This is a genomic window from Paenibacillus sp. WG02 (assembly GCF_055396115.1).
Genome location: NZ_AP036016.1, coordinates 4,489,581 through 4,505,831 on the forward strand (window position 1 = coordinate 4,489,581; position 16,251 = coordinate 4,505,831).

A 16,251-nucleotide genomic window follows, 5' to 3' on the forward strand; every position below is an offset into this window, starting at 1 on the left:
TATTCATTCCCTTCCAGTGATTTTTAACTTACGATATAAATATACGCAAAGTACATACTTCTTGATTGGACGTTTGTCACTGGGAGGCAAACGCCTAGGAAAGCTCAACAGCAGCTAGCCAGCCTTTTTAATGATCAGAACAACCAGAAAAAACGGCCCGTGTTCGTAAAGTTCGCGAACACGAGCCGTTTTTCTTGTTCGAGTTGTTGAATTAGATTACAAAAGCTGTTGTGATGATTACCAAAAGAATAAAAAGAACCAAAACAATTGCTACATTGCGACTCCATCCATAACCGTCACCACAACCTACACCACCATAACCAACTGCTCCCATGTGTACTCATTCCCTTCATTGATTTTTCACTTACGGTATAAATATATGCTCGGTACATATTGCTTGCTTGGACGTATGCCATTAGGAGACAATCGGCGAATGAAAACCTAATATTATCAAAAACATGTATCAATTGAAGGCATGACTACTCTCACTTCCGTTTCGTACTATCGAGAAAATAAGGAAAATTGTACGTGAAATAGCTTAAATGTACCTTGCTTGAGACTTCGGAAACCTTATATGATCAGACTTGAGAAAGCGCTATCATTTTTGAAAGGAGGTTTTCGTTCCGTGCGCTAATTCTTGATTCACACGATGTTATTTTTTTAAAAGGAGATGGATTTATGTTGACATGGTTGAAAAAAGCAAGGTCTATTTTGTTCGCGTTTTTACTTATAATCACCGTACAATCGGGCTTTGGGATTTCAGCGGGACAGGTCGCGAATGCGGCCAATAATGGGTTAGCACTCAAACCCTTAATGGGCTGGAGCAGCTATAGCATGCAAGTGTACTCGGGCAATTCCAGTTGGATTACGGCAGCGCAAATTAAAGCACAGTCCGATGCCATGCATACAAGTCTCCAATCGCACGGCTACAATTACATCAATGTTGACGCAGGATGGAACGGCGGCATCGATGGATATGGAAGGCCCGTCCCGAGCAGCACCCTTTACCCAAACGGGATCACCGATGTTATTAACTATGTTCATGTGAACGGACAAAAATTCGGCTTATACATGATACCGGGATTATCGCCGCAAGCGTATAACGCTAATTTGCCGATTTTTGGCGCCCCTGGCTGTACGCTGCACGATATCGCTGTCCAACCGCTGACTACGGCGGATTATTGGAATTTAGGCTATAAAATCAATTTCTCCAACCCTTGCGCCCAAAGTTACATTAATTCCATTTCAGATTTATTTGCTTCTTGGGGCGTCGATTTCGTGAAGTTCGACAGCGTCACCCCCGGCTCCGGGCACAACGACACATCGATCGATGCACGCGGCGACGTAGCCGCCTGGTCTCAAGCGCTAAGTTCACACAATATTTGGTTCGAGCTCTCTTGGGCTTTGGATCATAATTACGTAGATACATGGAAACAGTACGCAAATGGATGGCGCGTGGATTGGGATGTCGAGTGCTACTGCACGAATACAGCTCTTACCAGTTGGGCCAACATCGCAAGACTTTTCCCAGATGCCGCTGTATGGTGGCGGGATGCTGGACCTGGGGGCTGGAACGATTTCGATTCTCTTGACATTGGTAACGGCGCTATGGACGGCATGACACCTAATGAACGGCAGACGGCTATGTCGTTATGGGCGATGTCTTCGGCGCAATTGTATACGGGTAACGATTTGACCAATCTGGACCCCTACGGTCTCTCCTTACTTACGAACGATGAAGTTATTGCCGTCAACCAGGCGGGTAGACCAGCTCATCCAGTATCCACCGCCATCAATCAACAGGTTTGGTATGCCAATAATGGAGACGGAAGCTACACCGTCGGAATGTTCAATCTCGACAGTACCGCTGCGACGGTCAACGTCAACTGGAATGACATTGGATTGAACGGCGCTGCAACCGTCCGGGATTTGTGGAGTCATAGCGATTTGGGGACTTACAACACCGGCTATAGTTCAGTCAATTTGCCTTCGCATGCATCGCGGTTACTCAAAGTAACGACTACGGGAGGATCCGTGACGGCCAACGACGACGATACCGGTATCAAATACACAGGGGCTTGGCAGCGCAGCAGCAATCGAGGTCTCGGCGACTATTTAGATGACGTCCACTTCACGCAAACGAATAACGATAGTTTCGAGTATACGTTCACAGGCACGGGAATCGACCTGATCACGGAGAAAGACGTTTCTCAAGGCAATGTCGACATTTAAATCGATAATGTGTTCAAGCAAACGGTCAACACTTTCAACGCAACCCGGCAGCTGCAACAAACCGTTTATAGCATAAGCGGGCTTTCTAACGGTCCACATACCCTTAAAGCTGTCAAAAAATCGGGCACCTATATGTTACTGGATAAATAGCGTTTCAGTGTATCCTCGCCGATTCAAGTGAATGATACAGACACGGCAGTTACTTATACGGGTTCATGGTCGCTCAGCAGTAATAGGGGATTCGGGGATTACCAGGATGATGTGCATTTCACGCAGACGAACAACGACTATTTCCAATATACCTTCAACGGTACAGGGATAGAGTTCATATCTGAGAAGGATTCTTCACAGGGCGATATCGATATCTACATCGATAATGTGTTCAAACAAACCGTAAGTACCTATAATGCCTCACGCTTGGCTCAACAAACCGTCTATAGCATCAGCGGTTTGCCGAGCGGTGCGCACACCCTCAAAGCCGTGAAAAAGTCGGGGACCTTTATGCTATTGGATCAATTGCGATTCAAAAGCTCCCAAATTCAATACAACAATACGGATTCCGCCATTTTATACACGGGGTCGTGGTCGCTCAACAGCAACCGTGGCTTCGGGGATTACAACAACGACGTACATTTTACTCAAACGAATAACGACAATTTCCAATTCACATTTACCGGAACAGGCGTGGAATTGCTCACGGAAAAGGATTCTTCCCAGGGCAACGTTGATATTTACCTGGATAATGTGTTCAAGGCAACGGTGAATACATTCAACGCCTCCCGATTGAGCAATCAAGTCATATATAAGATAACGGGATTGTCCAGTGGTACTCACACACTCAAAGCCGTGAAGCAATCGGGCACCTATATGTTATTGGATTCACTCAGGGTCAGCCCGTAATGGAATCGCGGGCTCTGCCGTAATTAGTCTTCGATAGGGGGCTGTCTCAAATAATCTTGAAATCAATTTAAGGGGCAGCCCCCATGCCTCTTTTCTCCATACGATGACCATTATTAACCTTCTTTTTAGCAAGTGACATGTAAATTCCTGACTCCATATAACCGGAACTTTGAATCGCTTCCCTCCATTGTTCAATCGATAACCATTCAATACCAAAACCATTTATTTTTAAGGCATTCTCGACAGTAAAAGCTACATATGCCATAGGTAGTTCGACTTTGTCTGAAAGGCAAAACGCTACTCTCTAGGTTTCCAGACGTCCTTTCTCGTTCAAAAGCAAATCTTGCGCTCCTTGGAACAAGGCCAAGTGGGCCTTCCGATCAATTCGGCAATATTGTCCCGAATTTGCCTCAAGAGAAAGTTAAATTTGCTTTCATTCGCCAGTTTGTTGAAAAACCAGATGTGCAAACAGCCAGTCGCTTATTCGAGCATCACGCATTATGGAACTGCGGGTGTTTGCTTTTTCCCTGAAGTTCATGCTGCAGTATTTGAAGGACAAGGGGTATTCTGTCCAAGTTGTACTTGGCTCTCTCAATAAGAAGATTTACCCGAAAAAGTTTCGGTCGGGAAGTTGTTGAGCACACGCAACCTGCTGTTGTCATTGGGTATGAAGGTTCATCTGGGGAGTTGGAATGCACTAACCGGCCACATAGAGGAAAACGTCATCGGTTCTGGCCAAATATCTAACGGTTCATCCAACACCCATCTCATAAACGAACTGCCCTACCCTATTCTTGTATATTATTTATAATGACTCATCCTGAGTAAAGAAGCGAGAATCTTCAATTTTATGGACTTAGACAATGTAGGGGATTTTGTGCATATTTTGTTGACATAAGTTTACCAACATAAAAATAAAGAAAGCCTGAATTAATGTCCAAAATATCAAATCGACCGTTTCCTTTCGCAGCAAATCGAGTACCTGAACGCCTTCCTCCGCTTCATAAACGCTGTAGCCTTCGTTTTACAAATAAAAGCGAATGACGCCGCGAATCTCCGGATCGTCATCCGCAATGAGAACGAGTATCGTCAAGCCTGACCCCTTCCAGGTTTATTGTGTTTGTAGGCAAACCAGATAATCGCCCACACCGCAACGAGTACGAACGGTAGCCAAAGGAAGCGCAAGCCGTATTCATAGATGAGCGAACCGACTTCCCGCGCGTGATCGCCTGCATAACGTCCGATTATAAAGAACAGGAATGTCCAGACGAAGCCCGCCGTATATGAGAATAAGGCGTAGCGCCTGAACGGCATCCGGTTAACGCCGACCACATATGGCATAGCATGCCGAACGAGCGGAAAAAAATAACTGATGCCTATCGCAAAACTACCATATTTTTGAACGAGTGTCTCTGAAAATTCCAGCGCCTTATCCACATTCTTCTTACGGCGCAATTTGTTCAGCAAAGGCGTTCCCGCATACCGGCCGAGCAGGTAGCCAAGCGATAAGCCCGAAACGACACCCAAATACGTCAGCAGGAAGGCGGGGACGGGGTGCAAAAGCGCGTTTACGGTGACGGCGCCGCCGGTCATGACGACGACTTCGTCCGGAATCGGCATGCCGACGATGCCCAGCCATAAAGAGAGGAACAGCGCCAAATAGCCGAATTGCTGAATATACAACACCAGCATTTCATAGCTCATGGACGGCAGTCTCCTTTCGCGAATGTTTGCTTGGCGTCACGCTGCCGATTTGCTTCGGCGCCAGCATGAATTTATATAGGAACAACAACTTCTCTTGAATCGCTCTCATCATTGGAAACACTTCTCCTTTCGCTCTTTCTAATATCCACATCGTAACGAAACATTCTGCAGAACGAGCGGAGGAAATAATAAAGGATATCTGAAGAAAAGTTGAAGAATGAGACTCTCAATACATAACCTTCATTTGGAGCATACTGGAATTGTTCGGCGCCAAGTTTCTTCCTAGTGTTCCTGTAACTGTATAGCTAGTTTTCGCTTCAATGGAGCGCTTTCTTGCATTTAAAAACCCATGCCGGAGGAATATTCATCCAGGTGTATCCCGTGTCCATTGCCGGAAAATGCATTTGAAAATGCGGCTTCAGCAGCAGAGTATATTGAAACGCAACGAAAGTTCCGTTATCTGCCAACGCATCGCATATGGCGCCGAACAGCTGCTCCTTCAATTCATAGGAAAAGTTCGCAAAAGGGAGCCCCGAAACAATTAGGTCGAACGGATGTCCCGTCTCCTGAACAATCTCTCCAAGTCTTAATGCATCATCAAATAAAGGAAGTTCAGGAAAGCGCCGTGCCAATTGTTTCCGGAACGTTTCGTTTCTTTCATACAAATACAATCGACTGCCTGAGCTTCTGTTTTGCTGAATATGCCGCGTAAATACGCCCGTCCCAGGGCCGAGCTCGGCGATCCGGTTCATTTTATGCCATGGCAAAGTAACTGGAAGCATTGTACGGGTTAGAAATCCAGAGCTTGGAATGACGCTCCCCACTTGACTTGAATTCATTAGAAACTCTCCGAAGAACGACATTTTTTTCATTCGACCCCTACTTTCTTATTCAGCAAATAATAGCTGGCCATAAAAAACGCAAGACTTACGATGACCAAAGTGAACGTCGACGTGAAATTCGCAAAGGTTATGATCCATAAGAACAAGCCAGCTATAAAGCTCAGAAAGGTTACAAGAAGAGATAACCTGCCGCAGCACTTGCCAAGCAACATACTTGTAGAACATAAAAACACACAGCATGTAACGGATAGAAACCACTTTATTACTAGCAGCACCTTGGACCATTCGAACGTAACCAAAGGGTCGGCGCGAAACAGTAGCTCGCCACTAACCCCATATTGAATCGATAAGCCGGCGATCATGACTGCCGTTATTAACATTACTTCCACCAGGATCGAGATATATTTGGAAGCAAGCAAATAAGTTCGGGGGACAGGAAGAACCAACAATTGATAAATCGAATGCTGTTTCCACTCGTCACGCCATGTAGAAAAGCAATGCAGAAACGGAACAAGCAACACGGCGGCGAACACAATAATATTCAAAAACATAATGAAACCAAGCCCGTTCTCAGGAATCTGCATATGAAGGGGCAGTATGGCAACCGCCACATTTAGAAGAGCCATTGTCCCGAGCGTAACCCAAATCGTACCTCTTCGATTTCGTAAATCCGTTAACACCAACCTTCTAAATGCGTGCATGATTGTACACCTCTTTCAAAATTTCCATTAAAGACAAGTTTCTTTCCAGTTTTAATGTCTCTACATTACCGCTAAGCAACAACTTCCCTTCGTGAATAAACATTACTTCATCGAGCATGACTTCCACTTCGGATAACTCGTGCGTAGTTAAGATAATGGTTTGACCTTCCTCCACAAAATCCTCCACAATTGCTTGAGCAATCTGCTGTCTCGCGAAAGGATCGATTCCCGAGAAAGGTTCGTCCAGGAACAAATATTTGGCTTGCCGGCTAAGTGCCAGCAACAGCTTCATCTTAGCTCGCGTCCCTTTGGACGCCTCTCGAATCGACGATTCGGGCATTAATTCGAAAAAATCGAGCAAATGACGAGCCTTATTATCGTCCCAGTCCCAATAAATGTCTTTCATATACTGCATGGCATCGGATAATTTCATCCATGGATACCAGACATCCTTGTCGGGAAGGTACGTCAGTATCCCTCTTGTAGACAAACACGGCGATTTGCCGTCCATAGTAATCTTGCCTCGATCCAGCTGGAGCAGTCCGGCCATCGCTTTGAGCATCGTTGATTTGCCTGCGCCGTTCGTACCCAGCAATCCAACGATTCGCCCCTCCCCGGCGGAGAAGGATATACTGTCCAACGCTTTTTTATTTCCGAACGTCTTAACGACTTGTTCCACTCTGATCATTGAGATTTTCCCCTTTCATATACTTTTTCATCGTATCCAGAATCTCCTCATCCGATTTCCCGAAAGAACGTAACATTTCGATGCTTTGGCTAACCGCAGCGTTCAACGCTTCTTCCCTTAATGCTTCCAAAATTTTCGAATCGTTGGTCATAAAGCTTCCCTGACCTCTTGCCGTTACAATCAATTTCATGTCCTCCATTTCCCTGTAGGCTCTCTGGATCGTATTCGGGTTGACCCCCAGTCTTTTGGCAAGCTCGCGCCGTGAGGGAATTTCCTGACCCGATTGATACGTTCCGTTGATGAACTTTATTTTGATGTCATCGATAATTTGGGTATAAATCGGTTCCTTCTGATTGAATTCCATCGCAGCCTCCACCAATCTCATTCAGTATTACCGTATTAATTAATTAATACAGTAACAACAAACAAATGCGAAGTCAATAGATATATCAAATGATGAAAAAATTTAGCTATTTCTTAAGTCGAGGACGTTTTTTCCTATTTGGGGGTACTTTAAAATCTTACCTTGATGGGCATGGGGCAGCCCCTTTTTTAAGTAAAAGGTTAGGTCAAATCTATTCTTGTGACAAAACACATTTGCAAACAAGGTTTCCGAAGGTTTGTATGTCTTTTAAATAGTCATATTGGGGAGGATTACGATCGGTTTGGTTCAACATTCTTACTGCCACAACATTATACTCAGGGATAACTAAGACAGTATTTCCGTATAAACCAAGTGACTGATAAGCACTTTTGGGGAGTTGGTCTCCTAATTCAGATATAGGTCGAGATTTGTCCTGGATCCACCAAAAAAATCCATTACGTGGTAAAGTTTCGTTAAGATTTAAAGGTGTAGCAATAGAACTGACTTGTTCGAAAATAGAGCTAGGAACAAATTGCATGCCATTAACTTTTCCTTTTGTTAAATGAATATATCCCCAATAGGCTAATTCCCTAGTGCTAACAAATAGATTTGCATCATTGCCTTGACTATCCTTATAGTTTTCATTCAGCCATACTAATTTTTCTGATTTCTCTTTATGCCAACCAGTTTCAGTAAAACCATAGGGTAAGAACAGTCTTTCTTGCAATATCAATGCAAGTGTTTGACCAAATACCTTTTGAACAAGAGTTATTAGCAAATTAACACCCGTGTTATTATACTTCCAATCAGTCCCTGGTGGAAAAGCCCTTTTTATAAGACTATCACTGCTTTGGAGACCGTGAGTATGCGTTAGCAAATGACGTATTGTAGTATCTTTTAAGACAAATTCGTCCAAATCATCTAAATAATCAGTAACACAGTCATCTAAATTTTTGATTCTCCCCTCGTAAAGAGCGAGGCTAACAACGAAACCTAAATATGTTTTACGGACAGAAGCAATATTAAATTTGGATTGGGCATCTACCCTTCGACTGCCTACTGTATTATCGTGACACCCCGAATACCATTCATTTACCACACAATCATTTTGAATAATATAAGTGGATGCGGCTGTTGCAGAAATCAGATTTCTTATCTTTAAGACGTACTCATTTAGTTCACTAAACGCATGATTCGAAGGATCTACTAACATTTGGATCGATATTCTCCTCTCCTTTTACCACGTCCGTCACAGCTGTATGTTTACGAATTTCACAAAAATACCAAAAGATATTTAACTATTCGCGAACGGATCCATACTTCCCTTTAAAGCTAATGAACAATTCTGAACGCTAATTCAAGTAAAAAAGCAGACCGCCTCAGCTGCCTGCTTTTTTCCAAGTATCGTTTCTTGCTAATTCAATTATAAATTCGAATCAGCATTCAGAGACGGTTTGTTTTTCAATAAACGTTTCATAAAGAAAGTGAAAAGAATCAAGGAAAACGCTACTGACACTGCGCTTACCGCAAACAATACTTGGTAGCTAGTGTACTGAGAGACCCAGCCTAACATGATTGCACCTAGCCCGATGCCAAGGTCATTAGCAGTCGTTATAGTGGCATTGGCAACCCCTTTTCGGTCCGAACGGGCCAGACGTATCGTTACTGCTTGAAAAGCCGGCTGCGCAGAACCGAAGCCGATTCCATATAGAACAGCCGATACGATCACGCCGATCAAATCGGTTGAGAGGCTCAAGACCACTAAGGCACAAATCGTAATCACAAGTGCCGGTACAATGACAAACATCTCTCCGTACCGATCAGAAAATTTTCCCGAAATGGGACGGCTGAGCGCAAGTGCTACAGCAAAGGCCAGAAAGAACGCTCGGGAATTAACCTGGATCGAGTCTGCAAACTGCGGAACAAAGGTGGTAATGCCGCCATAAGCGATAAACAGAAAAAAGACAGATGCCGCAACGGGCAAAACCGATTTTTCGTACAATTCAATTCTTCTTGCGCCCATTTGCGGTCGGTAAGGCGTATTTGCACCAAGTGTCAGAAGCAGCGCTGCCGCAGAGAAGACGACGGCGATTAAAAACAAAGCGCTGTACGATAGGTTCTGTGAAACCCATATGCCGAACATCGGTCCGATTGCCATAGCCAGGGTCATTGATGTGCTAAACCACCCCATTCCTTCGCCGCGGCGGCTGGACGGGATCATGTCTGTAATCGCCGTGATCGTGGCAGTTGTGGAAATAGCCCAACTCATGCCGTGCAAGATTCTAAGCCCTATTAGAATGACAATTCCCCCGACCCAGTCATACATATACATCGCCAGGATGAATAGAAGCAGCCCCCAGACGATAAACGGACGTCTGCCAAACCGATCCAGCAGTCCGCCGACGAGCGGCCGGAAAATAACAGCGGAAAGCGCAAACGCGCCCATCGCCAGACCGACCTGCGATTGGTTGCCCCCCATTTGTTTGATGAACGGCGGCAACGTCGGATACAGCATATAAAATGCATTAAATAGGAATAAGTTTCCTATCGTCATGAGAGTAAATGGTTTCGTCCATAGGCGCTCCATTTTTTTCCTACCTCCTTAACCGCTTTACTGATGACCAACGATCCAGTATGGATGTATCCGGTCATTAACCTTTGTGGCGAGTACAATTTCATCTCGATCGCAAACTCCTTTAGTACCGACCCAATAATTTCCTTTCCTCGCTCGTTCCAGCATATAAGAAATCTTGTGTTCTTCTGAGACAATACGTTTGAATAACTCTTGATGAATTCATGAACACATGTCTATAATTATATGTAGGTACAGAAAATCTACAATTGTTAAATAAGCGTGATTTGTTAAGAAATGAACAACTACATAATAATTGTTAATTAGTTAAGAAAGTTCGGTGACCGCCAATTGGCTAAAGTGGATCGAAGAATACTCAAAACGCAGGAAGCGATAAAAAAAGCAGTTATTGAACTGATGTCAGAGAAAAATTTTGATGACATTACGATACAGGATCTTTCCGACAGAGCGAATGTGAGCCGCGGGACCATCTATCTCCATTATTTAGATAAATTTGATTTACTGGATAAGCTCATTGAAGAACATATAAACGTTCTAAGGGAAATGTGCAAATCGGCATCCGAATTGGATTTTATCGAAGCGACTCTGATGTGGACCGAATACTTTGAACGTAATTATTCATTCTTTTCAATGATGTTAGCGAGTAAAGGTGCGCCTTATTTTCGGGGTCGGTTTCTTGACTTACTCATCGAAGAATTAACGAATGAGGTCGAAGTAACCAAAGGTAAGAACGAGAAGTTAAATGAAGATCTTCTAGTTCGGTTTGTTGCATCTGCTTACGTAGGAGTAGTGGAATGGTGGTTTACTAATGAAAAGCCTGTCCCCCATCATGTCTTGGCAGAACAACTAGGGACATTGTTAAATAGAAATATGTAATCCAAATGTCTACCATGTAACTCGTCAAGATGCTTCAAATTGTTGGCGTTAATGAAAGATGGGATAGCCGTTGGCTACCCCATTTTTAAAATGTATGAAGGAAGACGAGTGGCAAAGTCGCATCATTCTCCTATTTTCGCAGCCATTAGCATATTATTTCTTCTCTTTAACAACCAACTTAATCCAAATAATACGATGCATACGACCGCTCCGATAACTCCCCACAGCAGTGAGCCCTGACGAACCCCTGCATATATGCCGCTCATGGCTATGCTGTATGGTAATATACCCAGACCAGTTGTCCAAATGAAACTCAAAATGTTTACTCGTAGGAAACTCATTGCATAATTTAATAGATGATAGGGAACAAAAGGAACGAAACGAATGAATAAAAGTCCTAACACACCATATTTATTCGTGAATTCCTCTATTTTTTTCATAAAGGGCAGCCCCTTCTTACTTAAAAAAGGTTTAGCTACCCATCTGGTGAGGTATAAAGCCCCAACAGCCCCAGCAATACCACCAATCCAAGAGTAAAATCCTCCCCACACAGGACCGTAGATTTCCATGAGAATAACGGTTATAAACTCTCCTGGCACAGGAACAATGTTCGCTAACGTTTGAACAATAATACCAATTAAAATGCCGAATATCCCCAAATCTTTGATAGATTTCAACATGGTTTGGGCAGCACCGGTATGAAGTAGATAAACATAATAACTAATAATACTAGCAATGATGAGTAAACTAATGATGCTCATAAGCCGAGCGTGAGGGAGAGTCTTTTGAGATTTCAAGTTGATCGGTCACTCCCATATATGATAGTTTTTCTCAATCTTTTCAATTAAAATTCCTGCTCATACAGAAACAGAAATGGGTTGACGGATCGTTTCCATGATGTCATGAGCAATGACAGAAGCCGCTTGGGTTTTCTTTAGAGCAAGCATTCGACTCTTGATCTCACTCTGAAGCAAAGGAGTATCTATCAAACCTTTTATTTGAACTGCAAGCTCATCCACATGATTTGAAATCGAAGCAACCCCCTGTTCGGACAAAAATATAGCGTTCTCTCTCTCTTGTCCTGCATACGGTTTGAATATGAAGATTGGAATGCGCATGGAGATCGCCTCGGTCAAAGTTAAGCCTCCTGCTTTCGTAACGATACAAGTCGTATTTGACATATATTCATGGATATTACTAACGTATCCGAGAACATTCAAGTTAGGATGAAACGATTGAAGAGCATCCAATTTATGTTTAACTTTCTCATTTCTCCCGCAAATAACCGTAATCTCATAATCACCTATGGCTAATAAAGATAGAACCATTTCTTCCATATAGCTCGAGATCCCATAATCACCTGCCATAACCAAAATCGATTTTTTCTTCGTGCTGTTTACCAATACGGATTGCTTGTCTGATTTCATTTCATCGAATTGCTTACGGATAGGAATGCCGCTGACATGGATTTGATTTTTCGTAAAACCCTTACTCATGAGCTGCTGCTGCAACACCTCTGTAGCGACATAATACTTGTCTACCTCGGGATGAATCCATCTAGAATGCAATGCATAATCCGTTATAACAGTAAAGTTGCTAACACCAAGTGTTCTGCAAACCTCAGGAGTTGCCCCAAATGGGAAGGTATTCACTACTGCATCTGGTCGTATTTGCTGTATATACTGAAATAATTTCTTCCGACCCAAAATATTTAATGATCGATTAATCAGCGCATCATACTCCGCTTCCCTTGTCAAATAGTAGCTCCAACCGTAATAATCCAGTCCCATCCTGGCCACTTGTGTACTTTTATTATAAAGAGAAATGGTAATTGTATTTAATAAAGGATGTCCTTCTTTCATGAGATCAAGTGTGATAACTTGCTTTGCTCCCTGCTTTTCGAATTGTTCACTCAAAGCTTGAGAAGCTTGTAAATGTCCATTGCCATAACCAGCTGTCAAAACCAAAATTTTGGGAAATATATTCATTTTATAACGAACCTCCCCTTCGAGTTAGCAAATCATATCTTATATTTTAATGTATACGATACATTTTTGACTATGAGTCATTTCATTTATCACTTCTAAATCATAGGCAATAACAGTTAAGGAAGTGTGAATCATTTCTTAAGATTTTATTAATTCATAGTTAAAGTAAAGAGAAGGATTGCCATAACAGCGAATCCTTCTCCTAATTTATTATGGACCCGATCCTGGTCTTATAGAATCCCAAATTTCCTGACTGTCGAACAAAGGTAGCAGCCTGGAACGCTGGTCGTGAAGAGCTATGCCATCTATATGTCTGCGATCCATCATGACGCTGTCTGGCTTAAAGGCAAGGTATGGAACCGGACCCACGGAACACATGATTCGAAAGCCCTCCTCCTTGAGAAACTGATATTTGCGATCCTCAGGAAGCACACTGCTTCCGAATGGATAAATGTATACAGAGGTGGCGCCTATCAGCGGCTCTACTTCTTGCTTCCAGCGCAGCGTATCCTGTTTGAATCGATTCAAGGTTATTTTTGCCGTATCCAAATGCCCATAGCCATGCGAGGCAAAAGTCCATCCGGTCTCCTTCAAGCGCTTAATAACTGGAAGTACACCCTCCTTGGCGTTTATATAATTAGGCGAGTCGCGTTGATCCGTGCGGTACCCAAGAATGCCCTCATATCCAGTTAGGGCAATAACTCCCTTCGCACCGTGCCAAGAAAAGTCGGGATGCGCATGGACAAAATCATCCAAAATAGGGACAATTTCATTATTTCGAGCCGTAATCGGTTCCCCTTGAGGTGTCATGGAATAAGTTGCAACTTCTCCATTCTCATCCAAGACTAATCGAGAGGCATTACCATTTTCGCGCATATAATTGTAATAATTGAGGTCGTCAATCGAAAGAACGAGAGGTTTTTTATTCGCGGGCAGCCACAGTTCTTGGGGCCTGACAACACCCTCTTTTTCCGTATACAACGAACCAATCTCAATTAGTATATACTGATTGCGGTATAACGAATCTAAGATTTTATTGAATTCCTTCACCGTGACGAACCAATCATTATAGCCTTTCGCCATAGAATCTCCATCAAAGGCGAGCTCCGGGAAAACAATCAAAGGGTGAAAAAAGATATGTTCGATCTGTCCTTTAAAAAGGACTAATGGTGTTTCGACTGGTACTGGTTCAGGAGTACTGGGAGAAGCCGCTGTTGCTATTTCTAAGGTTGGTACGCGAGTAGATACGGGAATATGATCTAAGGAGGCAGATGCTAGAGGTGATTGAATAGAACTGTGATCTTGCCGCGGAGTAAATACATGACGACTTCTCATCTCAATACTTAAAAATAAAACAAGAACTATCCCCACAAGCAACCCGCTTAACCTCAAAATGAATTTCGTTGTCAAAAGAATCCCTCCTTATGCAACCACCATCAAGAAGACGTTGCAAAGTAAGGTTCTGTTCGACTATTTTCCGGAAAAATTAACCAATACGAAAACATGCAACTTTTTCTCTTAGCTTAGCTCTAAGTATTTAGAGCAGGAAGTCTGCGAAAATTTACTACATGAGGTGCATGATGAAAAAGAAGCTACTTTCTATCGCTGCTGTGTTACTGACATTGTCGGTTCCAACGGCTGCAAACGCCAGTGTTCCGACACAAGTGTTTATGAACGGCAACAAACTAAACTCCGAAGTCAGCGCGCAAAACGTGAATGGCACTACTTTCGTTCCCTTGCGGACGATTGCTGAAGCGCTTGGCTTTCAAGTGACGTGGGAGAACGAGCAGCATAAAGTTACGCTTGATAAGGCAGATAAAAGGATCCAGCTAACGATCGGCAACCCGGTCGTTCAAGTGAATGACAGCCGAATTACACTTGAATTGGCGCCCTATATCGAAAGCGGCAGCTCGATGCTTCCGGTACGTTTTCTCGCCCAGCAATTTGGTCTTCAGATCGATTGGGATCAAGCCACAAGCTCTGTGTTTGTAAATGATAGAGCAACCTCCAGTTTGACGCCGCCGATTGATCATATTGTCGTTGTAGTCGAAGAAAACCATTCCTATAATCAAATCATAGGAAGCCCCGATGCTCCTTATATGCAATCACTCATTCAGCGCGGTGCGCTGTTCACGAATGCGCATGGAGTCACACATCCAAGCCAGCCTAACTATCTCGCTTTGTTTTCAGGCTCTACACAAGGAGTAACCGACGACAGCTGTAAAAAACCGTTCACCTCACAAAATCTCGTCACTGAATTATTTAGTGCCAAATTGACCTTCACCGGATATTCGGAAGATTTGCCGACCGTGGGTTACACAGGTTGCTGGTCAAATGGCTACGCGCGCAAGCATAACCCATGGGTGCAATTTACAAACGTACCGAAAGATCTGAATCAACCCTTTTCACAATTTCCACAGGATTTTACGAACCTACCTAACGTATCTTTCGTCATCCCAAATCATCAAGATGATATGCATGACGGTTCCGTTAAGCAGGCAGACGATTGGCTCCAATCGAATCTGGATGCGTATGTGACCTGGGCGCAAACACATCGGAGCTTGCTCATCGTTACATGGGATGAGGACGATTATGCGAAGGCGAATCATATCCCCCTCATCGTCGTTGGACCCATGGTTAAACCTGGGCAATATGACGAGTATGTGAATCATAAAAACGTTCTTCGCACGATTGAGGATGTTTATCGTCTGCCGCTACTAAGGGATGTTCAGCAAATACAGCCGATTACATCTATGTGGAAATAATATCATGGCAAGTCCGACAAGAATCGCGCCTAATTAAATATCGCAGTGCTTAGCGTCGTATCAGGCCTTTCTGTATAGTCTACTTGAGAGAAACAAAGTTATTTTATACATAAGTTTTGATTTACGATTAGCTTGAAACAAAAAGAACGAAAGTTAGTTGTAAATAAAGAGACTGACTCAAGAGGTTATTAACCTAGCGAGCAGCCTCTATTTTGTTTCGATACGAAGCGAAATTTAACAGGAATTCCTCCTGTTCATTTGGCGTTAATTGCTCTAAACGGTCATCTAACTGGAAAACCCCCCTCTAATTTAGAGTGGAATTGCTATTCAGCGAGAATTCATCAGAAATAACGGGAGATTTTCCATGTAAACTCGCTTTTTATGAAAAAACACCCAAATTAACGTTAGGTTTTCCATGTAGTGCAACAGTGAAAACTGAGGAAGCCTAAAGATGAACGCCTTATGGGACAGTCCCTTTTTCGCTTTACCTCGAATCACCACTTCACCAAAATTGCTTCCAGACTCCAAAATTATTTTGCTTGTTTAGGCATCAGACTCTTCAGGTTTATTCCTTCTTTCGTTTATATTTATAGGTTTT

General features: G+C 43.2%; 17 protein-coding genes. 4 read left to right on the forward strand and 13 right to left on the reverse strand.

Annotated features, from left to right (window positions below; translation table 11 throughout):
* Positions 1-211: 211 nt before the first annotated feature.
* Positions 212-334, reverse strand: coding sequence for a sporulation protein YjcZ (locus ACBP55_RS20295; RefSeq protein ID WP_084160079.1), 123 nt, complete (start codon positions 332-334; stop codon positions 212-214).
* A gap of 344 nt (positions 335-678) precedes the next feature.
* On the opposite strand from ACBP55_RS20295, the gene ACBP55_RS20300 reads away from it, so the two are divergent.
* Together ACBP55_RS20300 and ACBP55_RS20305 are read left to right on the forward strand one after the other, a co-directional pair.
* On the forward strand, positions 679-2,232 hold the full coding sequence (locus ACBP55_RS20300) for a glycoside hydrolase family 27 protein (RefSeq protein WP_464644502.1): 1,554 nt from the start codon (positions 679-681) through the stop codon (positions 2,230-2,232).
* Between the two features lie 177 nt (positions 2,233-2,409).
* Positions 2,410-3,132: a hypothetical protein gene (locus ACBP55_RS20305; protein ID WP_464644504.1), complete on the forward strand. Its 723-nt coding sequence runs from the start codon at positions 2,410-2,412 to the stop codon at positions 3,130-3,132.
* A gap of 67 nt (positions 3,133-3,199) precedes the next feature.
* Here ACBP55_RS20305 and ACBP55_RS20310 read toward each other — a convergent pair whose 3' ends face one another.
* From ACBP55_RS20310 to ACBP55_RS20350, 9 genes are all read right to left on the reverse strand, one after another.
* Positions 3,200-3,397 carry a hypothetical protein gene (locus ACBP55_RS20310; protein WP_464644506.1) on the reverse strand — a complete coding sequence of 66 codons (198 nt, stop codon included), beginning with the start codon at positions 3,395-3,397 and terminating at the stop codon, positions 3,200-3,202.
* 824 nt (positions 3,398-4,221) lie between these two features.
* A complete protein-coding gene (locus ACBP55_RS20315; protein ID WP_464644508.1) occupies positions 4,222-4,836 on the reverse strand; it encodes a DedA family protein in 615 nt (204 codons plus the stop codon).
* Complete coding sequence (locus ACBP55_RS20320; RefSeq protein WP_464644509.1) at positions 4,826-4,948, reverse strand: hypothetical protein; 123 nt, start codon at positions 4,946-4,948, stop codon at positions 4,826-4,828. The genes ACBP55_RS20315 and ACBP55_RS20320 overlap by 11 nt, the downstream gene beginning before the upstream one ends.
* 205 nt (positions 4,949-5,153) lie before the next feature.
* Complete coding sequence (locus ACBP55_RS20325) at positions 5,154-5,675, reverse strand: class I SAM-dependent methyltransferase (protein WP_464644510.1); 522 nt, start codon at positions 5,673-5,675, stop codon at positions 5,154-5,156.
* A gap of 29 nt (positions 5,676-5,704) precedes the next feature.
* Positions 5,705-6,379: an ABC-2 transporter permease gene (locus tag ACBP55_RS20330; protein ID WP_464644512.1), complete on the reverse strand. Its 675-nt coding sequence runs from the start codon at positions 6,377-6,379 to the stop codon at positions 5,705-5,707.
* Positions 6,366-7,067 (reverse strand): ABC transporter ATP-binding protein, encoded by a 702-nt coding sequence (locus ACBP55_RS20335; RefSeq protein ID WP_464644513.1) that lies wholly within the window; start codon positions 7,065-7,067, stop codon positions 6,366-6,368. Before ACBP55_RS20335 ends, ACBP55_RS20330 begins: the two co-directional genes overlap by 14 nt.
* A complete protein-coding gene (locus ACBP55_RS20340; RefSeq protein ID WP_464644514.1) occupies positions 7,042-7,431 on the reverse strand; it encodes a GntR family transcriptional regulator in 390 nt (129 codons plus the stop codon). The genes ACBP55_RS20335 and ACBP55_RS20340 overlap by 26 nt, the downstream gene beginning before the upstream one ends.
* A 211-nt stretch (positions 7,432-7,642) precedes the next feature.
* Positions 7,643-8,644, reverse strand: coding sequence for a serine hydrolase domain-containing protein (locus tag ACBP55_RS20345; RefSeq protein WP_464644516.1), 1,002 nt, complete (start codon positions 8,642-8,644; stop codon positions 7,643-7,645).
* A 210-nt stretch (positions 8,645-8,854) separates the two neighbouring features.
* Complete coding sequence (locus ACBP55_RS20350) at positions 8,855-10,018, reverse strand: MFS transporter (RefSeq protein WP_464644518.1); 1,164 nt, start codon at positions 10,016-10,018, stop codon at positions 8,855-8,857.
* A 336-nt stretch (positions 10,019-10,354) separates the two neighbouring features.
* On the opposite strand from ACBP55_RS20350, the gene ACBP55_RS20355 reads away from it, so the two are divergent.
* Positions 10,355-10,900: a TetR/AcrR family transcriptional regulator gene (locus ACBP55_RS20355; RefSeq protein ID WP_464644520.1), complete on the forward strand. Its 546-nt coding sequence runs from the start codon at positions 10,355-10,357 to the stop codon at positions 10,898-10,900.
* Between the two features lie 122 nt (positions 10,901-11,022).
* Here ACBP55_RS20355 and ACBP55_RS20360 read toward each other — a convergent pair whose 3' ends face one another.
* The 3 genes from ACBP55_RS20360 to ACBP55_RS20370 all read right to left on the reverse strand — a co-directional run bounded on the left by ACBP55_RS20360 (position 11,023) and on the right by ACBP55_RS20370 (position 14,298).
* Positions 11,023-11,697, reverse strand: coding sequence for a TVP38/TMEM64 family protein (locus tag ACBP55_RS20360; protein WP_464644522.1), 675 nt, complete (start codon positions 11,695-11,697; stop codon positions 11,023-11,025).
* A 60-nt stretch (positions 11,698-11,757) separates the two neighbouring features.
* The gene (locus tag ACBP55_RS20365) at positions 11,758-12,888 is read right to left on the reverse strand and encodes an MGDG synthase family glycosyltransferase (RefSeq protein ID WP_464644524.1); all 1,131 of its coding nucleotides are present in this window, start codon (positions 12,886-12,888) and stop codon (positions 11,758-11,760) included.
* 210 nt (positions 12,889-13,098) lie between these two features.
* Positions 13,099-14,298, reverse strand: coding sequence for a polysaccharide deacetylase family protein (locus ACBP55_RS20370; RefSeq protein WP_464644526.1), 1,200 nt, complete (start codon positions 14,296-14,298; stop codon positions 13,099-13,101).
* A 167-nt stretch (positions 14,299-14,465) separates the two neighbouring features.
* Here ACBP55_RS20370 and ACBP55_RS20375 point away from each other — a divergent pair, with 167 nt between their 5' ends.
* Positions 14,466-15,653, forward strand: a complete 1,188-nt coding sequence (locus ACBP55_RS20375) for an alkaline phosphatase family protein (protein ID WP_464644528.1) — start codon at positions 14,466-14,468, stop codon at positions 15,651-15,653.
* The last annotated feature ends 598 nt before the right edge of the window (positions 15,654-16,251 follow it).

Bases quoted from the DNA above. Each gene is read 5' to 3' on its own strand.
- ACBP55_RS20295 (WP_084160079.1), bottom strand. From the start codon at position 334: ATGGGAGCAGTTGGTTATGGTGGTGTAGGTTGTGGTGACGGTTATGGA.
- ACBP55_RS20300 (WP_464644502.1), top strand. From the start codon at position 679: ATGTTGACATGGTTGAAAAAAGCAAGGTCTATTTTGTTCGCGTTTTTA.
- ACBP55_RS20310 (WP_464644506.1), bottom strand. From the start codon at position 3,397: ATGGCATATGTAGCTTTTACTGTCGAGAATGCCTTAAAAATAAATGGT.
- ACBP55_RS20315 (WP_464644508.1), bottom strand. From the start codon at position 4,836: ATGAGCTATGAAATGCTGGTGTTGTATATTCAGCAATTCGGCTATTTG.
- ACBP55_RS20320 (WP_464644509.1), bottom strand. From the start codon at position 4,948: ATGATGAGAGCGATTCAAGAGAAGTTGTTGTTCCTATATAAATTCATG.
- ACBP55_RS20325 (WP_464644510.1), bottom strand. From the start codon at position 5,675: ATGAATTCAAGTCAAGTGGGGAGCGTCATTCCAAGCTCTGGATTTCTA.
- ACBP55_RS20330 (WP_464644512.1), bottom strand. From the start codon at position 6,379: ATGCACGCATTTAGAAGGTTGGTGTTAACGGATTTACGAAATCGAAGA.
- ACBP55_RS20335 (WP_464644513.1), bottom strand. From the start codon at position 7,067: ATGATCAGAGTGGAACAAGTCGTTAAGACGTTCGGAAATAAAAAAGCG.
- ACBP55_RS20340 (WP_464644514.1), bottom strand. From the start codon at position 7,431: ATGGAATTCAATCAGAAGGAACCGATTTATACCCAAATTATCGATGAC.
- ACBP55_RS20345 (WP_464644516.1), bottom strand. From the start codon at position 8,644: ATGTTAGTAGATCCTTCGAATCATGCGTTTAGTGAACTAAATGAGTAC.
- ACBP55_RS20350 (WP_464644518.1), bottom strand. From the start codon at position 10,018: ATGGAGCGCCTATGGACGAAACCATTTACTCTCATGACGATAGGAAAC.
- ACBP55_RS20365 (WP_464644524.1), bottom strand. From the start codon at position 12,888: ATGAATATATTTCCCAAAATTTTGGTTTTGACAGCTGGTTATGGCAAT.
- ACBP55_RS20375 (WP_464644528.1), top strand. From the start codon at position 14,466: ATGATGAAAAAGAAGCTACTTTCTATCGCTGCTGTGTTACTGACATTG.